We start from the raw sequence: 17,626 nt of genomic DNA on the forward strand, positions 1-17,626 counted from the left end.
CCGGGCCGAGGCAACCGGGATCAGAACTTCAGAACCGGAATGATCTGCTTCTTGCGCGACATCACGCCGGGCAGCACCACCGTGTCACCGCTGACCGTGGTCTCGAAGGAAGCTTCGGCGATCCGCTTGACGTGGTCATTAGGCACCAGCAGCGTGGCCTCTTCCTTCAGGATATCGACGATGAACAGCAGCACCTCGTCCACCTTGTCGGCGCTCGCCACGCCGGGCATGGCGGCGATCAGCGCGTCCTTGCGGTCCAGCAGGACTTGCGGCGCGGTGGTTTCCAGCACCGAGACCCGCAGCTTGGTGTCGTCCAGATCGAATTCCTTGCTGTCCATGCGCAGCAGGTCTTCGTCGGAATAGGCAGAGACGTCGGATTTCGCCTCGAACATCTCATTGGCGTAGTCGCCGATAGTGATCCCCAGCTCACCGGCCAGCTTCTCTGCCACGGCGCGGTCGTGATCGGTGGTGGTCGGGCTGCGGAATTCCAGCGTGTCGGACAGGATGCAGGTCAGCATGACGCCCTTCACCCAATCGGGGGCCTGGCCCATATCCTCGCCGATCAGATCGTGCATGATCGTCGCGGTGCAGGCCAGCGGGCGGATGGTGATGTTGATCGGTGCACGGGTCTTCAGACCGCCGAACAGCATGTGGTGGTCGATGATCTCGATGATCTCGGCCTCGTTGATCGTCTCGGGCAGTTCCGCCGGGTTATTGGTGTCGCAGATCACCACCCGGTCGCCCGCGCCCAGATCGGTGACGATCTTGGGCATCTCCTGCTCCCACCGCGTCAGCATCCAGGCGGCCTCGGTGTTGGTGGTGCCCTGGATGATCGCCCGCGCCGGGGTCTTGCGGATCTCGTTGAGGTACCAAGCCCAGATGATGGGCGAGCCGGTGGCGTCGGTGTCGGGCGATTTATGGGCAAGCACGGTGATCATCGCGGGCTCCTGTGCGGAAAGGGTTCGAGAATTTGCCGATCTCCTAACCTGAGCGCCCCGCAAAGTCCATCATCGCCCGGCGCTTTCGCCGGTGGCGGGATGCGTGCGCCGACGGTCAGAGCGGAAGCCGTTCAATGGCCCAGCCCTCCCGCTCCAGCAGGCGCAGAACGCCGTTTTCGCCGGGCAGATGCAGCGCACCGAACGCGGCGACGACCGCGCGTCCATCAGCGGCGGCATCTTGCGCAGCATCGGTCAGCGGCGCGATCCAGTTGCGGTTGCGGCGGTCCATCAGCACGTCCTGCGCCTCTGCCGTCATCGCGTCCACTTCCGCCCGCGTCAGCCCGGAGTTGCGATAGGCGTCGAGGCGCACGAACTCCCAGACCGACCAGACATCCTGATCGGCATAGGCGTCGGCCATCGTCACGGCGTAGTCATCGGCATGGGCGGCCGAGGGCAGCGAGTAGCGGATCAGGTCGATCTCCTCCTGCGGTGTCAGCCCGCCGAAGATGGTCAGCACGGTATCCCACGGCTCCAGGGCGCGCAGCGCGACATTCTCTCGTTGCGCCACATCCATCAACTGCCGGTCGAGCCCGCCCTCCGCATCCGGTTCCGCCATCTGGCGCATCATGCAGGGCGCCAGTGACAAGATCGTCGCGGCATACCAGGGCCGCATCCGTGACGCCATCACCGCAGGCACGCCGCGCGCCTCGAGCGCCTCGGACAGCGCCTGCCAATCCTCCTGTGACAGCCGCTCGGGCAGGGTCGGCCCGTCGAGCGAGACCAGCAGACCCGGATCCGCCTCCATCCGCGCCTTCATCCGGGCCTCTTCCTCCGGACCCATCTCGACCAGCAAAGTCTCTGCCTCCGCGATCACGGGCGTCAATGCCGCGACAATGGCGTCATGGCCGGGATCATCAAAATGGAAGGTGCCGATCATGGTGATCTGCGCCGCGCCCTTCCTCGCCCGCCAGTAGAGGCCGCGATGATAGGGCATGGCTGCGCTGCGCTGCGCAATTTCGGCCCGCTGCGCCTCGGGCAGCGCCGCGATCAGATTCTGTCCGACGCATTGCGCCGCCGCCGGCAGGGCCGCGGCGGACAGGGCCAGGACAAAAGCGATCATCGCGGATTTCATGGCGCACCCCCTGTTTTTGTCGTCACGGTTTCACAGCCCCGCCGCGATGGCCAGAGCGAGGTAAGATTTTACATGAGCTTACCGTTGACAGGGGCGTGAGCGCCGCCTAGATCAGCGGCATTGGCACTCACACCAACAGAGTGCCAACAACAGACACTGCAACCTGAAACACCGGAGTGTTAGCATGGCATTCAAACCGTTGCACGACCGAGTCCTGGTCAAGCGCGTCGAATCCGACGAAAAAACCAAGGGCGGTCTGATCATCCCCGACAGCGCCAAGGAAAAACCCGCCGAGGGTGAAGTCGTCGCCGTCGGCGAAGGCGCGCGCAAGGATTCGGGCGAGCTGATCGCGCCCTCCGTCAAGGCTGGCGACCGCGTCCTGTTCGGCAAATGGTCGGGCACCGAGGTCACGCTGGATGGCGACGAGCTGCTGATCATGAAGGAAAGCGACATCATGGGCATCATCGGCTGATCGCCGGGATATCTCTGACAGACGCTTCAATTCAAAAGATTTTCCAGGAGAACAAACATGGCTGGTAAGGACGTCAAGTTCAACACCGACGCGCGCGACCGTATGCTGAAAGGCGTGAACATCCTCGCTGACGCAGTGAAAGTCACGCTGGGCCCGAAAGGCCGCAACGTCGTCATCGACAAATCCTTCGGCGCGCCGCGCATCACCAAGGACGGTGTGACGGTTGCCAAGGAAATCGAGCTGTCCGACAAGTTCGAGAACATGGGCGCGCAGATGGTCCGCGAAGTCGCGTCGCGCACCAATGACGAGGCCGGCGACGGCACCACCACCGCGACGGTTCTGGCCCAGGCCATCGTCAAGGAAGGCATGAAGGCGGTTGCCGCCGGCATGAACCCGATGGATCTGAAGCGCGGCATCGATCTGGCGACCTCGAAAGTGGTCGAATCGATCAAATCCGCCTCGCGCCCGGTCAACGATTCCTCCGAAGTCGCCCAGGTCGGCACGATCTCGGCCAATGGCGAGGAGTCGATCGGCAAGCAGATCGCCGACGCCATGCAGAAAGTCGGCAATGACGGCGTGATCACCGTCGAAGAAAACAAGGGCATGGAGACCGAGGTCGAAGTCGTCGAAGGCATGCAGTTCGACCGGGGCTATCTGTCGCCCTACTTCGTGACCAACCCCGACAAGATGGTCGCCGAGCTGGAAGACGCCTATATCCTGCTGCACGAGAAGAAGCTCTCCTCGCTGCAGCCGATGGTGCCGCTGCTGGAATCGGTGATCCAGTCGGGCAAGCCGCTGCTGATCGTGGCCGAAGACGTGGAAGGCGAGGCTCTGGCCACGCTGGTCGTCAACAAGCTGCGCGGCGGTCTGAAGATCGCGGCCGTCAAAGCGCCGGGCTTCGGCGATCGCCGCAAGGCCATGCTGCAGGACATCGCCATCCTGACCGGCGGTCAGGTCATCAGCGAAGATCTGGGCATGAAGCTGGAGAATGTCACCATCGACATGCTCGGCACTGCGAAGAAGGTCTCGATCAACAAGGACAACACCACCATCGTTGATGGCGCCGGTGACAAGCCCGAGATCGAAGCCCGCGTTGCCCAGATCCGTCAGCAGATCGAGGAAACCACCTCGGATTACGACAAGGAAAAACTGCAGGAACGCGTGGCCAAGCTGGCCGGCGGTGTTGCCGTGATCCGCGTCGGCGGCATGACCGAGATCGAAGTGAAAGAGCGCAAGGACCGCGTCGATGACGCGCTGAACGCAACCCGTGCGGCGGTTCAGGAAGGCGTTGTCGTGGGCGGCGGTGTTGCTCTGGTCCAGGGTGCCAAGGCGCTCGAAGGTCTGACCGGTGCCAACTCCGATCAGGATGCCGGCATCTCGCTGGTGCGCCGCGCGCTCGAAGCGCCGATGCGTCAGATCGCCGAGAACGCCGGTGTTGACGGCGCTGTCGTGGCGGGCAAGATCCGCGAATCCGATGACAAGGCCTTCGGCTTCAACGCGCAGACCGAAGAATATGGCGACATGTTCAAGTTCGGCGTCATCGACCCGGCCAAGGTCGTCCGCACCGCTCTGGAAGACGCGGCCTCGGTGGCCGGGCTGCTGATCACCACCGAAGCCATGGTGGCCGAGAAGCCCGAGCCGAAAGGCGCCGGCGGCGGCGCGCCCGATATGGGCGGCATGGGTGGCATGGGCGGTATGGGGATGATGTAATTCCCTGCCCCGGTCACTTTGACTGGAACGGAAAAGGGCGCCTTCGGGCGCCCTTTTTCATTTGCTAGAACCGCGTCGCAGAAGTCCTGCTCGCGCACCGGCGGCCGGGGCCGCCAGTGCTTCGCCGTCAGGTAAAGATGAAATAGGTCGACACCACGATCAGCACGATCACCGCGCCCATTGGCTTGACCAGTGGCCAGGGCGTCATGTCCACCGCGTTGCTGTCGCGCGCGACATAGGCCGGCTGCATCGGGCGCGTCTTGCCGATCCACAGCATGATGACCACGTTCAGCACGAACAGGATCGCCATGACATGCAGGTAGTGCGGATAGTTCTCGGCCCCGAACACGAAGGGTTTTAGGACGAACTGGCTCAGGATATACAGCCCCACCCCCGACGCCAGGCCGATTTTCGCGGCAATCGGCGGCACATGCTTGGTGAAGATGCCGACCAGAATGATGGTCAGGATCGGGATCGAATAGCAGCCGTTGACCTCTTGCAGGTAGCCGAACAGCCCCTGCGGCGCGTTGGCGATGAAGGGCGCGATGGTCATCGAGGCCGCGGCCAGCACCACGCCGAATTTCTTGCCTGCGCCCACGACCTGCCCATCCGTCGCATCCGGCTTGACATATTGCTTGTAGATATCCACCCCGAACAGCGTCACCGAGCTGTTCAGCGCCGAGTTGAACGAGCTGAGAATCGCGCCGAACAGCACTGCCGCGAAGAAGCCGCGCAGCGGGAAGGGCAGCACCTCGGTCACCAGCCGCGGGTAAGCGGCGTCGGCCACGTCAAGGCCACCCTGAAACAGATGCCAGGCGATGATGCCGGGCAGAACGACGATGATCGGGCCGAGGATCTTCAGGAAGGCGGCGATGATGAGGCCCTTCTGCCCCTCGCGCAGATCCTTCGCACCGAGCGCCCGCTGGATGATCGCCTGGTTCGTGCCCCAGTAGAACAACTGTACCAGCATCATGCCGGTGAAGATCGTGGCGAAGGGCACAGAGGCATCCTGACCGCCGATGGCCTCGAATTTCTCCGGGTTCTCGACCCAGAGCACGCGCAGCCCCTCGAAGATGCTGCCGCCGCCGATCGCCATCAGGCCAAAGACCGGCACCAGCAACCCGCCCAGGAACAGCCCGACCGCGTTGATCGTGTCGGACACGGCGACTGCCTTCAACCCGCCGAAAATCGCGTAGATCGAGCCGACAATGCCGATGGCCCAGACCGTGATCCACAAGGCGGCGGTGTCGCTGACGCCCAGCACCTCGGGCACGTTGAACATGGTCGAGAGCGCCAATGCCCCGGAATAGAGCACGATCGGCAGCAGCACGATGACGTAGCCCGAAAGGAACAGCAGCGAGGTCGCGGTCTTGGTCTGCTCGTCATAGCGTTCGCGCAGGAAGCCCGGAATGGTGGACACGCCCGAACGCAGATAGCGCGGCAGCAACAGGATCGCCGCAACCACGATGGAAATCGCCGCCAGCGTCTCCCAGGCCATGACCAGCACGCCCTCGGTATAGGCCTGTCCGGTCAGCCCGACGATCTGTTCGGTCGAGAGGTTTGTGAGCAGCAGCGAGCCCGCGATGACCGGCGCGGTCAGCGAGCGCCCGCCGAGGAAATACCCGTCGGAGTGATGCTCGTCCGTGCCGCGTGTCCATTTATAGGACAGCCAGGCGACAAGCGCCGTGAAGCCGAGAAATATGATGAAATTGAACGCGCCCATGGGACCCCCTCCCGCAACGAATGGCGTTAACTCGAAACCTGTTGGCACAACTCTAGGTCGGGCCGGAGACGGCGTCCATATCGGCTGTTACCGCGAACATCGCGGCCTATGGCAAAGTGGCGCGTTTCCGCCACATCCCGCTTGCGGCTGCAGCGACGCGGCATCCGCGCGCGAGATCTGAAGGCGAGAAAGGTGGGGCGGCCCGGCGGCGGCGCTCAGCTTTTCACGACCGGCTCGACGCCCATCGCCTTGCAAAGCGATTCGAAGCGCGATTCCGCGACCTCACCGAACAGGGCGCGGCCGGTCTTGGTCAGGGTCAGCTCCAGCGTCTGCTTTTTCTGCGACAGGCTCAGCGAGCCCGCCTCGCCCGGATCCTTGACCGAGAACATCGCCCCGAACCGCATGGCCTTGCCCAACACCTCGGCGGCCAGCAACTCGTCATCCGAGAGCATCGCGAACAGCGGCGCCATGGGCGAGCCGGAGCGCGAGTTCTTGTAGCGATGCAGCAGGGCCACGCCGAGAAACACCCGCTCGGGATGCGACAGCGCGGCCATATTGGCGCGGGTCACATTGTCGAAACAGGCATCGGCGCGGTAATCGGGATGGGTGCGCCAGGCGGTGTCATGCAGCAGGCAGGCCGCCCGGATCAGCCGGATCCGCTTCGGCGGCGCATCCTCGAAAAGCGGCAGCAGGAACTGATACAGCTTCTTGCCGAAACCCGGCATCCGCGCCATCTGCCGTTCCGTGAACTTGGCCGATTCCAGCAGCGGATCTCGGGCGCGCAGGCTGGACGACATATGTTCGTAAAGCAGCCCCTCGCGGATGCCATAGGACGACACGGCCAGTTCCTTGGGCTGGAACGTCTCGACCAGTTGGCGCAGCACCAGGCTGGCGAGCGGCACCAGTTCCATGCGTGAATTCGAGACGCCGACGCGAGACCGCAGGGCCTGAAGATCGCTCTTGTTGATCCAGTCGACGGTCTGTTCCACCGCCTGCGGGCTCATCACATATTCATGCAGCACGGTCATGGGATAGGCCGTCCGCTCCATGTCCAGCCGGGCGATCGCGCGCCAGGATCCGCCGACCAGATAGATCCGGTCGTGATCCGTGCCGACCTTCTGGGCCAGCTCCTCCATGGTCTTTCGGATATGCTTGCGCAGCCCGTCCTCGCCGCCCTTCACCTGCTGCAGCCGGAACGGGCCGAGCTGCGAGGTGGCGCGGCGTCCGACATTGGCCTTGCCGTCCAGCACTGCGAGTTCCATGGAGTTGCCGCCAATATCGCAGACCAGACCCTGCGCATCCGGCCATCCCAGCAGCACGCCCTGCGCGGACAGCCTCGCCTCCTCCTCGCCGTCGATGACGTTCAGCTTCAGCCCGGTGTCCTTCTCGACCCGCTTGCGGAAATCCGACCCGTCCTTGGCGTCGCGCACCGCGGCGGTCGCCACCACGGTCATCGGGCGCACCTTCATCCCGTCAGCGATGGCGGCGAAGCGATCAAGCGCGACATGGGCGCGCTCGATGCCTTCGGGGTTCAGCCGCCCGGTGGAGGACATGTCCTTGCCCAGACCCGCCATGACCTTCTCGTTGTAGAAATAGGCCGGAGAGCGCGCCGCGCCGTCGAAGATCACCATGCGGATGGAGTTCGAGCCGACATCCACCACGCCCACGCGGGACAGGGCGCGGGCCGAGGCATCCTCGAACAGCCCCTCGAACGGATCGTCGTATTTCGCCTTTCCGTTCATCAGACCACTCCTGATTTCGGTCGCGTGGTGCTCGTTCAAGTCGCTTCTTCCTTAATCGGGGCTCTGGGTCAAGGCGGCCACATCGCCGGCACCGGCGCGTCCGCGACCCGACAGCGAGGGGTTCTCCATGAAAAACTGGTGACAATCAAAAAGATCATCCCGACCGGCCGGCAGGTGGCGCAGATAGCGGCCATCGGGTTGCAGGATCCAGCTTTGCGCCTCGTCGGCCATGTTGGCGGCCATGATCTGGCTGACGATCTGTGCCTTCACCGTGTCGTTCTTGCACTCCACCAGCGTTTCCACCCGGCGGTTGAGGTTGCGGCCCATCCAGTCGGCGGAGCTGATGAACACCCGCGCCTTGCGCGACGGCAGCCCGTGCCCGGCCCCGAAACAGACGATGCGCGAATGTTCTAGGAACCGGCCGACGATGGATTTGACGCGAATATTGTCCGACAACCCCTTGATGCCCGGACGCAATCCGCAAATGCCGCGAATGACCAGATCCACCTTCACCCCGGCCTGTGAGGCGGCATAAAGCGCGTCGATCACATCGGGTTCCACCAGCGAGTTCATCTTGGCCCAGATCGCCGCCGGGCGTCCTAGACGCGCCAGTTCCGCTTCATGGGCGATCATCTCGATCAGGCGCTCCTTCATCCGGATGGGAGAGATCGACAGGTTTTCCAGCCCTTCCGGCTGCACATAGCCGGAGAGGTAGTTGAACACCTTGGTCGCGTCGCGCCCGAGCGCCGCGTCGCAGGTGAACAGCGACAGGTCGGTATAGATCCGCGCCGTGATCGGATGGTAATTCCCGGTGCCGTAATGGGTATAGGTGACAAGCACGTCGCCCTCTCGCCGGACGACGGTCGAGATCTTGGCGTGGGTCTTGTAGTTGATGAACCCATAGACGACATGCGCGCCGGACCGCTCCAGCCGCCGCGACTGGCGGATATTGGCGGCCTCGTCGAAACGCGCCTTCAGCTCGATCAGCGCGGTGACGGATTTGCCCGCCTCGGTCGCCTCGCACAAAGCCTCCACGATCGGGCTGTCGCGGCTGGTGCGATAGAGCGTCTGCTTGATCGCCAGCACATCGGGGTCGCGGGCGGCCTGGGTCAGGAAGCGCACCACCATGTCGAATGTCTCATAGGGGTGATGCAGCAGCATGTCCTTCTGGCGGATCGCGGCAAACATGTCGCCGCCATGATCCTGCACGCGTTCAGGCACGCGCGGGGTGAAGGACGGCCATTGCAGATCACGGCGTTCTTCCAGCACCAGTTCCTTCAGATCGGCCACGCCGATCAGCCCGGCCACCTCGATCACCTCGTCGGGATGGACCTGCAATTCCTCCATGATGATGCGGCGCAGGGAGTCGGGCGCGCCCTCGGTCAGCTTCAGCCGCACGACCGTCCCGCGCCGGCGGCGTTTCAGGGCGGTCTCAAATTCGCGGACCAGATCCTCGGCCTCTTCCTCGACCTCCAGATCGCTGTCACGCAGCACCCGGAAGGCGCAATCTCCGATGGCACGGTAGCCGGGGAACAGGCTGTGCAGGTTCATCAGCAGCAGATCCTCCAGCCGCAGGAAGCGCGTGCCGCCCGGCAGCCGGATGAAGCGGGCAAGCTGCGCGGGGATCGGCAGCAGCGCCTTCATGCGCCGCCCGTCGGATTCCCGCGCCAGTTCGAGCGCCAGTGAAAAGCCCGAATTGGGGATGAAGGGAAAGGGATGCGCCGGATCGATCGCCAGCGGCGACAGGACCGGCAGCACATGCGACAGGAAATACGCGCCAAGATACTCGGCATCGGCCTGCGAGATCCGGTCGCGCGACAGGATCACGATGCCTTCGGCCTCCAACTCCTGCCGCAGCCCGTTCCACACCGCTTGCTGGGCCCGCATCAGCCGCCGCGCATCTGCGTTGATGAGGTGAAGCTGCTCGCCCGGCGTGCGCCCGTCATGGGAGGTGCTGGTGTTCCCCTCGCGCTGCAATTCGCGCAGCCCGGCGACGCGGACGGTATAGAACTCGTCCAGATTGGCCGCCGAGATGGCCAGGAAGCGCAGCCGTTCCAGCAGCGGCACGCGGGCGTTGCGCGATTCGTCCAGCACCCGCCAGTTGAAGCTGAGCCAGCTCAGCTCGCGGTTGAAATAGCGATCCGGGCCGGTGGGCACCCCGCCCTCCGCCTCGAAGGACGGCGGCGCCGGGTGCTTCAGGAAATCGGCTTTGGTCATGTCGGGTTGGTCCGGGGCTAAAACGTCACTCACAACATCCGTTGCAGGACATCGATTTTTCCACTTATCGTTAATTTGTTCAATGGGTTAACAGTATTCAAATTCAACTTTTCTTGTGCAGACCACATCCCGACCGATGCCCGCGCCCGGCTTTCGGGTCGCACGGAATCATGCGCGCGCCAAATTCTGAGTGTTTGCGCAGAAATCCGGTCAGTTTTCGGAAAGACGATGCAGGATGTCGGCCGCCATCTGCCGGGTCGGGGCCTTTCCCGCCGCCAACGCCGCCATGTCCAACGCGCCGACGAGCCTCCGGGCCAGGCCGAGATCGCGGTCCATGCGCGGCACCAGCCAGGAGATCAGCCCCGACGATGCGCTGATCTGCCGGTCGGCGAACAGCTTGACCAGCACCGCCGCCAGCAGCGCCTCGTCCGGCGCCTCGATCCGGGTCAGCGGCAGGGCGGCCATCCGGCTTTGCAGATCGGGCAGCGACAGCGCCCAGTCCCGCGCCGGTCCCCGCGCCGTCAGCAGCAAGCGGCAGCCCCGCGCGGCGCAGAGATTCCACAGATGGAACAGCGCCGCTTCGGCCGCCGGCACGCCCGCGACACGATGCGCATCCTCGACGATCACGGCACCGCCCGCCCGCGCCAGCGGATCGGCCTCATCAGCGGTCAGCGCGGCGGCATCGACATGCGCCGCGCCATGATCCGCCGCCCAGATCGCGGCCAGATGGGTCTTGCCCGACCCTTCCGGCCCGATCAGCAGCATCCGTCCTTGCGGCCACAGATCGGGCGCATCCAGCGTCGCCACCGCGGTCCGGTTGGCGTCGGTGACCAGGAAATCATCCCGGCCGAGCGCCGTCTCATGCGGCAGATCCAGCGTCAGTTGCCGGGCCACGGCTCAGCGCATCTTTCCGTGATCGGCCTGCGGCCCGGTCTCGTCCCCGTCGCGGCGGCGCAGCGCGTCGCGGGTGCCGTCCGGCACGAGTTCGACCAGAACCGGCAAAGGCTGCTCCGCCTCGCGCTGACGACCGGTATAGAGGGGGCTTTCCACGTATTGCTCGGTCATGAAGCGCACCAGCACGCCAAGCGCGGCGGCCAGCGGAACGGCCACCATCATCCCGACAAAGCCGAAGAGCGAGCCGAACACGGACAGCGCCAGAAGCAGCCAGACCGGATGCAGCCCGACATGATTGCCGACGATCTTGGGCTGAAGATAGTTCCCCTCGACCACCTGCCCGATGACGAAGATGGCGATCACCGCGCCGATCCACACCGGCTCGCCCCAGAAATGGAACAGCGCCACGCCGATCGCCGTGGCCCCGCCAATCAGCACCCCGACATAGGGGATGAAGGACAGCATCGCCGCACCGATGCCGATCGCCATGCCGTAAGGCAGCCCGACCAGCATAAGCCCGAGGGAATAGAAAACGCCGAGGATCAGGATCACCGTGCCCTGCCCGCGCAGGAACCCCGACAGGGTCTGGTCGATCTCGCGGGCCAGCCTTCGGATGGTGGGCGCGTGCTGGCGGGGCAGCAGCTCATCGACATGCGCCACCAGCCGGTCCCAGTCGAGCAGCAGGTAGAAGGCCACCACCGGCACGATCACCAGCAATGCGATCACGCTGACCATCCCGGCCACCGAGCCGAGAACCGAACCGATGATCTCTCCGCCCCGCTCGCCAATCGCGGCGGCCAGGTTGTTCAGCCCGGCACGGATCGTGCCGCCCTCCGGCAGCAGGCCGGGGAAACGCTGGATCATGAAATCCTGGAACTGCTCGATCATGCCGGGCGCGGCATTCACCAACTGGGTGGCCTGCCGGACGATCATCGGGGCGAGGAACAGCACGAATCCGACGAAGGCCATGACCGCCACCAGTGTAATCAGCACGACCGAGGCGGTGCGGCTCAGCCCGGCGCGTTCCAGCCGGTCGGCCAGCGGATCCAGCAGATAGGCCACGCCCGCGCCGATGATGAAGGGCAGGATCGCCTGCCCCAGAAGCCACAGCGTCAACAGCAGCGCCGCCATCGCCGCGCCCCACCAGATCACCTGCGACCGAGTTGACATCTGCTTCATGTGCCCCTTGCCCCTGCATGCCGGCCCTCTATATCGGGAACATGGCCAAGCACGTCAATCTGATGAAACTCTGCGTCGGTGCCGAAGGCCCGGACGAGCTTGAGGCGTGGCAGCAGCGCCGCTATGGCGACGCGCCCGCGCAGCATGTCACCCGGATGTGGCCGAAGCGCGAGGACGCGTTGCTGGCCGGCGGCTCCATCTACTGGGTGTTCAAGGGCACGATGCTGGCGCGGCAGCGCCTGATCGGGCTGGAGGAGCGCATCGGTGCGGACGGGATCCGGCGCTGCGCGCTGATGCTGGAACGCGACCTGGTGCGTGTCGCCGCCGTGCCCCGCCGCCCGTTTCAGGGCTGGCGCTATCTCGAACCCGGCGACGCACCGCCCGACCTCCCCAAGGACCGCGCCCATGACGACGCGCTCCCGGCAAGGCTGGCCGCCGAACTTGCCGAAATGGGACTGCGCTGAGACTTGACGCCGCCCGGCCCGTGAGATACCGCAAACGCCACGCGGGTGTAGCTCAATGGCAGAGCAGAAGCTTCCCAAGCTTACGACGAGGGTTCGATTCCCTTCACCCGCTCCAATCCAGAACATATCCGGACAGACGCGGGCCTCACGGTTGAAAGACGCTTGCGGAGTTGTCGCAAAGGCAGGGATGCCGGAAGTCTGGCCACCCGCGCGCCGGCCCGGTTGCGCAAACATGATCGGGGCGGTGTCCGGACCAGACGGCGGGTTTCCGCTGCGTCAAATCAGCCGAACACATTGACGGAACGTCATATTCGACGGGATGACAGGTTGAAGAGGGCGCTTTCCGCCAGCCATCAACCCTGTTGACAGGCCGCGCCGCAGCCGATGTTATCAGCCCAGATTTCGCAGGGGGGCGCATGATCCGCATAATCGACGGGCTGAGCGAGGCGGTGGGCAGGGTGGTGTCCCTGCTGTCGGGGGTGTTTGCCGCCATCATCATCTACGATGTGTTCATGCGCTACGTCATGCGCGCGCCGACGCCCTGGGCCTTCGATCTGACCAAGATGATCTTCGGCTTCTACTTCATCATGCTGGGCGGCTATGCGCTGCGCCATCAGGCCCATGTCAAGGTGGATCTGCTGACCTCGGTGATGGCGCCGAGAACCCGCCGCTGGACCGAGATCCTGGGCTATCTCATCTTTTTCCTGCCGTTCAGCTTCGTGTTCATGCTGTATAGCTGGCAGTTCGGTCTGCGCTCGCTGGCGCAGGGCGAGGTGACCTACGGGGCGGTGCAACTGCCGGTCTATCCGCTGAAACTGGCCATGGGCGTGGCCGCCTGCCTGCTGTTCCTGCAGGGCATCGCCGAAATGCTGAAGCTGATCGTCGGTCACGAGGATCGCCGCCACGCAGACGAGGTCGCCTGATGCTGAACGAGATCGTGAATGGCGGGATCTCGGTCCTGAACAATCTGCTGGGCTGGATGGCCATCCCCGGCATCGGCGGAGAGGCGATCGCGCTCATCATGGCGGGGCTGCTGGTGCTCGGCCTGTTCATGGGCCATCCGCTGGCCTTTGTGCTGGGCGGCACGGCGGTGCTGGGGGCGTTCATTGCCGGCAAGCCGATGGTGCTGGGGATCACCATCAACCGCATCTTCGGCGATGTGCTGGACAATTTCACCCTGATCGCCATCCCGCTTTTCGTGCTGATGGCGCGGTTCCTGTCGGATAGCGGCGTCACCGACAAGATGTTCGAGGCGCTGCGGCATCTGATGGCGCGGGTCACGGGCGGGCTGGGGCTGGCAGTCGTGTTCATCTCGATCCTGCTGGCCGCGACCACAGGCATCATCGGCGCCTCGATCACCGTGATGGGCGTGATGGCGCTGAAACCGATGCTGCAATACGGCTATGACAAGCGGCTGACCACCGGGCTGATCGGGGCGTCGGGCTGTCTCGGCATCCTCATCCCGCCCTCGATCATGCTGATCCTGATGGCGTCCTATGCGCCCGGCCTGTCGGTGGGCGAGCTGTTTGCGGGGGCGATGCTGCCCGGCGTGTTGCTGGGGCTGATGTATGGGCTCTACGTCTTCGCGGTGGCGCTGATCCGCCCGGACCTCGCCCCGAAAGTGGCAGAGGAGGAGCAGATCAGCCGGGGCGCGCTGTGGCGGATGCTGGCGGTCGAGGCCGTGCCGCCGCTGGTGCTGATCCTGGGGATTCTCGGTTCCATGCTGTTCGGGATCGCAACGGCGACCGAGGCGTCCGCGATCGGCGCGGCCCTGGCCCTGCTGATCGTCATCTTCCGGGGCCGGTTCACCTTGGCCAATTTCTACAGCGCGTTCCTGGAAACCGGCCGCACCTCTGCGATGATCCTGTTCATCGTGGTCGGCGCGACCGCCTTCACCGGCGTGTTCAACATCACCGGCGGTCTGAGCGCGACGCAATCGCTGATCCGCGGGCTGGCAGAGGATCCCAACACGCTGCTGGTGGTGATGCTGGCCACGGTGTTCGTGCTGGGGATGTTCCTGGACTGGACCGGGATCGTGCTGCTGTGCTTTCCGATCTTCCTGCCGATCGTGTCGGAGATGGGGATCGAGCCGCTGTGGTTCGTGGTGCTGATGGCAGTTGTGCTGCAGACCAGCTTCCTGTCGCCGCCCTTCGGCTATGCGCTGTTCTACATGCGCGCCATCGCGCCGCCCGACATCACCACCGGCGATATCATCCGTGGCGTGCTGCCATTCATCGTCATGGTGCTGATCATGTGCGGGTTGATCGTCTATTTCCCCGGTCTGATCACCTGGCTGCCGGATCAGCTCTACAAGGGTTAACCCATAACAAGGAGGAGTAAGCTATGAAAACGACCTATCTCGCGGGGGTTGCCGCGGCGGCGCTGATGGCCGCCCCGGCCATGGCCGAGAACTGGACCATGACCTCGACCTGGCCGTCATCGCTGGAGCTGATCGAGATCGACCGCAAATTCGTCGAGCTCGCCAATGCCATGATCCCGGACGAGGATCTGACCATCGAGTTCTTCGAGGGCGGCGCGCTCGTCCCGGCGGGCGAGGTGTTCGGCGCGGTCGAATCGGGCACCATCCAGGCCGGCGCGGACTGGCCGGGCTACTGGGCCGGGCGCGACGCGGCGTTTTCGCCGCTGGCCACGACGGCCAGCCTGTTCAACGCGGTGGATTACGTCAACTGGATCAAGGGCTGGGGCGGGGCCGAGCTGTATAGCGAGATCTACGGCCAGTTCGGCATGGTCTACCTGCCCTACGGCGTGACCAACAACGAATCCGGCTTCCGCACCGTGGACAAGCCGATCCGCACCACCGACGATCTTCAGGGCATGCGGCTGCGGCTGTCGGGCCTGGAACAGGGGCGGCTGCTGGAAAAACTCGGCGGCAGCCAGGTCAGCATGGCCGGCGGCGAGATCTACCAGTCGCTGGAACGCGGCGTGATCGACGGGGCGGAGTTCTCGACACCAAACGTGGATCTGTCGGGCGGTTTCGATCAGGTGACGCAATACTGGTCCACGCCGGGCTGGCATCAGTCCTCCTCGGTCTTCGGGGTGATGATCAACCAGGCGGCCTGGGATGCGCTGAGCCCCGAGACGCAGGAGATGCTGCGCATCGCGGCGGATGCCACCATGCTGTGGTCGCTGGCCAACACTGAAAAACGCGCGACCGAAGCCTATCAGGCCTTCCAGGATGCCGGGATCGAGATCACCCGGCTGGATGACGCGACGCTGGAAAACATCCAGAACATGGCCAATGAAACCATTGTCGAGGTGGCCTGCGAAAATCCGAACTCGGCCAAGGTCTATGCCTCGATGCTGACCTATCTCCAGGATTACGGCAAATGGCGCGATGCGTCAGCACCGTTCAACCTGGGCCGCACCCCGGCCGGGCCGGATCTGGCCGCGATCGAGGAATGCGCGCAGTAAGATATGTCGCCATATCGGGGCCCGCGGCCGCGCGCCAGCGGGCCCCGACACGGCGCTGACACACAGGACGACGCCCGCAACTGCATGTTGCGGGCGTTCTGCATGTCGTGAAGCGGTGACCGCCTCGCTGCCACCGGACTGATGCGGTCGCGAAAGGGGCTAGTTTGACGCGATGTCGGATCAGGTCAGGCGCTCGGCCTCGTCGCGGAGCAGGTCGATGAACTGACGCTGAACGGCGGTAGGCTCCCAGCCCGAGCGGGTGGTGATCCCGATGGGTCGGCAGGATTCCGGGACATCGAGGGGCAGGATGTCCATGGAGCCGGCTTCGGCCTCGGCAAGGGCCTGAAGCCGCGACAGCGCGCCCAGGTGATCGGATTTCCGCAAGGTCTCGCGCATCAGGATCAGCGAAGAAGTGACGATGGCGCCGGTGATGCGCTCCTCCGGCAGCAGGTCTTCGACCGCCGCGCGGATCGGCGTGCCCGGCGGCGAGACGACCCAGGGATATTGCGCCAGATCGGCAAGCGTCGGCTCGGGCAGCGACAGGGCCGGATGTCCGGGCCGCGCGACGAGCGCCACCTGGTCGTCCAGCAACCGTTCCTGTTCGACATCACCCACCGGCGCGGGATCGCGCAGCGCGCCGATCAGGAAGTCGATCTCGCCCCGGCGCAGCGCGCTGAGCAATTCGTCGTAGCGGCCATCGACCACCTCGATGGGCAGGCCGGGACGCAGCTCGCGGAAGCGCAGCATGGCCGCCGGCAACAGGCTGGAGCGCGACAGGGGCAGCGCGCCGATGACGATCCGCCCCGCCTCGCGCCCGGCAAGCGCGGCCAGCTCTGCCTCGGCCTGGTCCATCTCGGCAAAGGCCAGCCGCGCGGCCTGCGCCAGTTGCCGCGCCAGCCTTGTGGCGATCAGCCCGTGCGCCGTGCGTTCAAAAAGCTGCACCCCCGCCGATTGCTCCAGCATCGAGGCGGAGCGGTGCACGGTCGGCTGGGCCAGGCCAAGCTGCCGCGCGGCCAGGGTGAAATTCTCGTATTCCGTCACCGCGATCAGCGCGGCAAGCTGCGGGCGCGTGGCCTGGAATCGCACCGCGCGGGCCATGTCGGCCATGGCGGCATCCAGATAGGCCAGGGCCCGTGCCGCGCGCCGCGACATGGCTTCGCCCGCCGGGGTCGGAAAGATCCCCTGGGAACTGCGGCGGAACAGGGGTTGGCCGGCATCGCGTTCCAGCTTGTTCATCGCCTGGGTGACGGCCGGCTGGGAGACGTGACACAGCTCGGCGGTGCGCGTGACAGAATGCGTCATCGCCAGGGTGTGAAACATTCTCAGATGCCTGATACTCGGCTGCATCGATTCCTCCAAGTCGCGCCACACTAGCGCCAACTGCGTTCCCGCGCTATGCGTATTTAGGCTATCCTATGGAAAAATAGAAATTAATTCGGCTTAGGTAAGTTAATGAACTGTAATTTGTAATGCCTGTTTACTTCGTGCGGTGAACTTTCAGGGTTTCCCCTCCGCAACCGGGGGCAGGATGGCGCAGCCGGCGGAATATGCAATCACATGGGTTTCACGGATCGAACGCAGACGAAATTGACGCATCGCGCCCTGCCCGCGCGGCATTTCCGTGGCGTTACCGTGTGCCACTCGCAAGAGCGGCCTGCGTCCCGGCGATCGCGCGAATAGTCTTATCAAGTTTACAATTTATTGAAATTTTATCGGCGGAATA

The 17,626-nt window shown here is 64.6% G+C and carries 14 protein-coding genes and 1 tRNA gene; 7 read left to right on the forward strand and 8 right to left on the reverse strand.

Annotated features, from left to right (window positions below; genetic code table 11):
* Nucleotides 1-20: 20 nt before the first annotated feature.
* Together BLT73_RS15580 and BLT73_RS15585 are read right to left on the reverse strand one after the other, a co-directional pair.
* Nucleotides 21-938: a manganese-dependent inorganic pyrophosphatase gene (locus BLT73_RS15580; RefSeq protein WP_090525337.1), complete on the reverse strand. Its 918-nt coding sequence runs from the start codon at nt 936-938 to the stop codon at nt 21-23.
* A gap of 115 nt (nt 939-1,053) precedes the next feature.
* On the reverse strand, nt 1,054-2,058 hold the full coding sequence (locus BLT73_RS15585; protein WP_245727368.1) for a TraB/GumN family protein: 1,005 nt from the start codon (nt 2,056-2,058) through the stop codon (nt 1,054-1,056).
* 196 nt (nt 2,059-2,254) lie between these two features.
* On the opposite strand from BLT73_RS15585, the gene groES reads away from it, so the two are divergent.
* Both groES and groL read left to right on the forward strand, forming a co-directional pair.
* Entirely contained in the window at nt 2,255-2,542 is a 288-nt protein-coding gene (groES, locus tag BLT73_RS15590) for a co-chaperone GroES (RefSeq protein WP_090525340.1), read from the forward strand.
* A gap of 57 nt (nt 2,543-2,599) precedes the next feature.
* Nucleotides 2,600-4,252, forward strand: coding sequence for a chaperonin GroEL (groL, locus tag BLT73_RS15595; RefSeq protein WP_090525342.1), 1,653 nt, complete (start codon nt 2,600-2,602; stop codon nt 4,250-4,252).
* A gap of 127 nt (nt 4,253-4,379) precedes the next feature.
* On the opposite strand, the gene BLT73_RS15600 is transcribed toward groL, so the two are convergent.
* The 5 genes from BLT73_RS15600 to BLT73_RS15620 form a co-directional block, all read right to left on the reverse strand.
* Nucleotides 4,380-5,975: a solute:sodium symporter family transporter gene (locus BLT73_RS15600; protein ID WP_090525344.1), complete on the reverse strand. Its 1,596-nt coding sequence runs from the start codon at nt 5,973-5,975 to the stop codon at nt 4,380-4,382.
* A gap of 215 nt (nt 5,976-6,190) precedes the next feature.
* On the reverse strand, nt 6,191-7,717 hold the full coding sequence (locus BLT73_RS15605) for a Ppx/GppA family phosphatase (protein ID WP_090525346.1): 1,527 nt from the start codon (nt 7,715-7,717) through the stop codon (nt 6,191-6,193).
* 51 nt (nt 7,718-7,768) lie between these two features.
* The gene (locus BLT73_RS15610; RefSeq protein ID WP_090525348.1) at nt 7,769-9,934 is read right to left on the reverse strand and encodes an RNA degradosome polyphosphate kinase; all 2,166 of its coding nucleotides are present in this window, start codon (nt 9,932-9,934) and stop codon (nt 7,769-7,771) included.
* Between the two features lie 210 nt (nt 9,935-10,144).
* Nucleotides 10,145-10,828 (reverse strand): P-loop NTPase family protein, encoded by a 684-nt coding sequence (locus BLT73_RS15615; protein ID WP_090525350.1) that lies wholly within the window; start codon nt 10,826-10,828, stop codon nt 10,145-10,147.
* Nucleotides 10,829-10,831: 3 nt separating this feature from the next.
* Nucleotides 10,832-11,998 (reverse strand): AI-2E family transporter, encoded by a 1,167-nt coding sequence (locus BLT73_RS15620; RefSeq protein ID WP_090525392.1) that lies wholly within the window; start codon nt 11,996-11,998, stop codon nt 10,832-10,834.
* 50 nt (nt 11,999-12,048) lie between these two features.
* Between BLT73_RS15620 and BLT73_RS15625 the strand changes: the two genes are divergently transcribed.
* The 5 genes from BLT73_RS15625 (at nt 12,049) to dctP (ending at nt 15,903) form a co-directional block, all read left to right on the forward strand.
* A complete protein-coding gene (locus BLT73_RS15625; protein WP_090525394.1) occupies nt 12,049-12,471 on the forward strand; it encodes a DUF1489 family protein in 423 nt (140 codons plus the stop codon).
* A gap of 41 nt (nt 12,472-12,512) precedes the next feature.
* A tRNA-Gly gene (locus tag BLT73_RS15630) sits at nt 12,513-12,586 on the forward strand.
* A 301-nt stretch (nt 12,587-12,887) separates the two neighbouring features.
* Nucleotides 12,888-13,394 carry a TRAP transporter small permease subunit gene (locus BLT73_RS15635; protein ID WP_090525352.1) on the forward strand — a complete coding sequence of 169 codons (507 nt, stop codon included), beginning with the start codon at nt 12,888-12,890 and terminating at the stop codon, nt 13,392-13,394.
* Nucleotides 13,395-13,492: 98 nt separating this feature from the next.
* Nucleotides 13,493-14,791 (forward strand): TRAP transporter large permease, encoded by a 1,299-nt coding sequence (locus BLT73_RS15640; protein ID WP_090525395.1) that lies wholly within the window; start codon nt 13,493-13,495, stop codon nt 14,789-14,791.
* 23 nt (nt 14,792-14,814) lie between these two features.
* Nucleotides 14,815-15,903, forward strand: coding sequence for a TRAP transporter substrate-binding protein DctP (gene dctP, locus BLT73_RS15645; RefSeq protein ID WP_090525354.1), 1,089 nt, complete (start codon nt 14,815-14,817; stop codon nt 15,901-15,903).
* Nucleotides 15,904-16,083: 180 nt separating this feature from the next.
* Here dctP and BLT73_RS15650 read toward each other — a convergent pair whose 3' ends face one another.
* Nucleotides 16,084-17,250: a LysR family transcriptional regulator gene (locus BLT73_RS15650; protein ID WP_090525397.1), complete on the reverse strand. Its 1,167-nt coding sequence runs from the start codon at nt 17,248-17,250 to the stop codon at nt 16,084-16,086.
* Nucleotides 17,251-17,626: the final 376 nt, after the last annotated feature.

It is taken from the genome of Paracoccus isoporae (assembly GCF_900101865.1).
In the GTDB taxonomy this organism is placed as follows: domain Bacteria; phylum Pseudomonadota; class Alphaproteobacteria; order Rhodobacterales; family Rhodobacteraceae; genus Paracoccus; species Paracoccus isoporae.

Excerpts from the sequence above, each read along its gene's own strand:
- BLT73_RS15580 (WP_090525337.1), bottom strand. The coding sequence starts at position 938 with ATGATCACCGTGCTTGCCCATAAATCGCCCGACACCGACGCCACCGGC.
- BLT73_RS15585 (WP_245727368.1), bottom strand. The coding sequence starts at position 2,058 with ATGATCGCTTTTGTCCTGGCCCTGTCCGCCGCGGCCCTGCCGGCGGCG.
- groES (WP_090525340.1), top strand. The coding sequence starts at position 2,255 with ATGGCATTCAAACCGTTGCACGACCGAGTCCTGGTCAAGCGCGTCGAA.
- groL (WP_090525342.1), top strand. The coding sequence starts at position 2,600 with ATGGCTGGTAAGGACGTCAAGTTCAACACCGACGCGCGCGACCGTATG.
- BLT73_RS15600 (WP_090525344.1), bottom strand. The coding sequence starts at position 5,975 with ATGGGCGCGTTCAATTTCATCATATTTCTCGGCTTCACGGCGCTTGTC.
- BLT73_RS15605 (WP_090525346.1), bottom strand. The coding sequence starts at position 7,717 with ATGAACGGAAAGGCGAAATACGACGATCCGTTCGAGGGGCTGTTCGAG.
- BLT73_RS15610 (WP_090525348.1), bottom strand. The coding sequence starts at position 9,934 with ATGACCAAAGCCGATTTCCTGAAGCACCCGGCGCCGCCGTCCTTCGAG.
- BLT73_RS15620 (WP_090525392.1), bottom strand. The coding sequence starts at position 11,998 with ATGTCAACTCGGTCGCAGGTGATCTGGTGGGGCGCGGCGATGGCGGCG.
- BLT73_RS15625 (WP_090525394.1), top strand. The coding sequence starts at position 12,049 with ATGGCCAAGCACGTCAATCTGATGAAACTCTGCGTCGGTGCCGAAGGC.
- BLT73_RS15635 (WP_090525352.1), top strand. The coding sequence starts at position 12,888 with ATGATCCGCATAATCGACGGGCTGAGCGAGGCGGTGGGCAGGGTGGTG.
- BLT73_RS15640 (WP_090525395.1), top strand. The coding sequence starts at position 13,493 with ATGGCGGGGCTGCTGGTGCTCGGCCTGTTCATGGGCCATCCGCTGGCC.
- dctP (WP_090525354.1), top strand. The coding sequence starts at position 14,815 with ATGAAAACGACCTATCTCGCGGGGGTTGCCGCGGCGGCGCTGATGGCC.
- BLT73_RS15650 (WP_090525397.1), bottom strand. The coding sequence starts at position 17,250 with ATGCAGCCGAGTATCAGGCATCTGAGAATGTTTCACACCCTGGCGATG.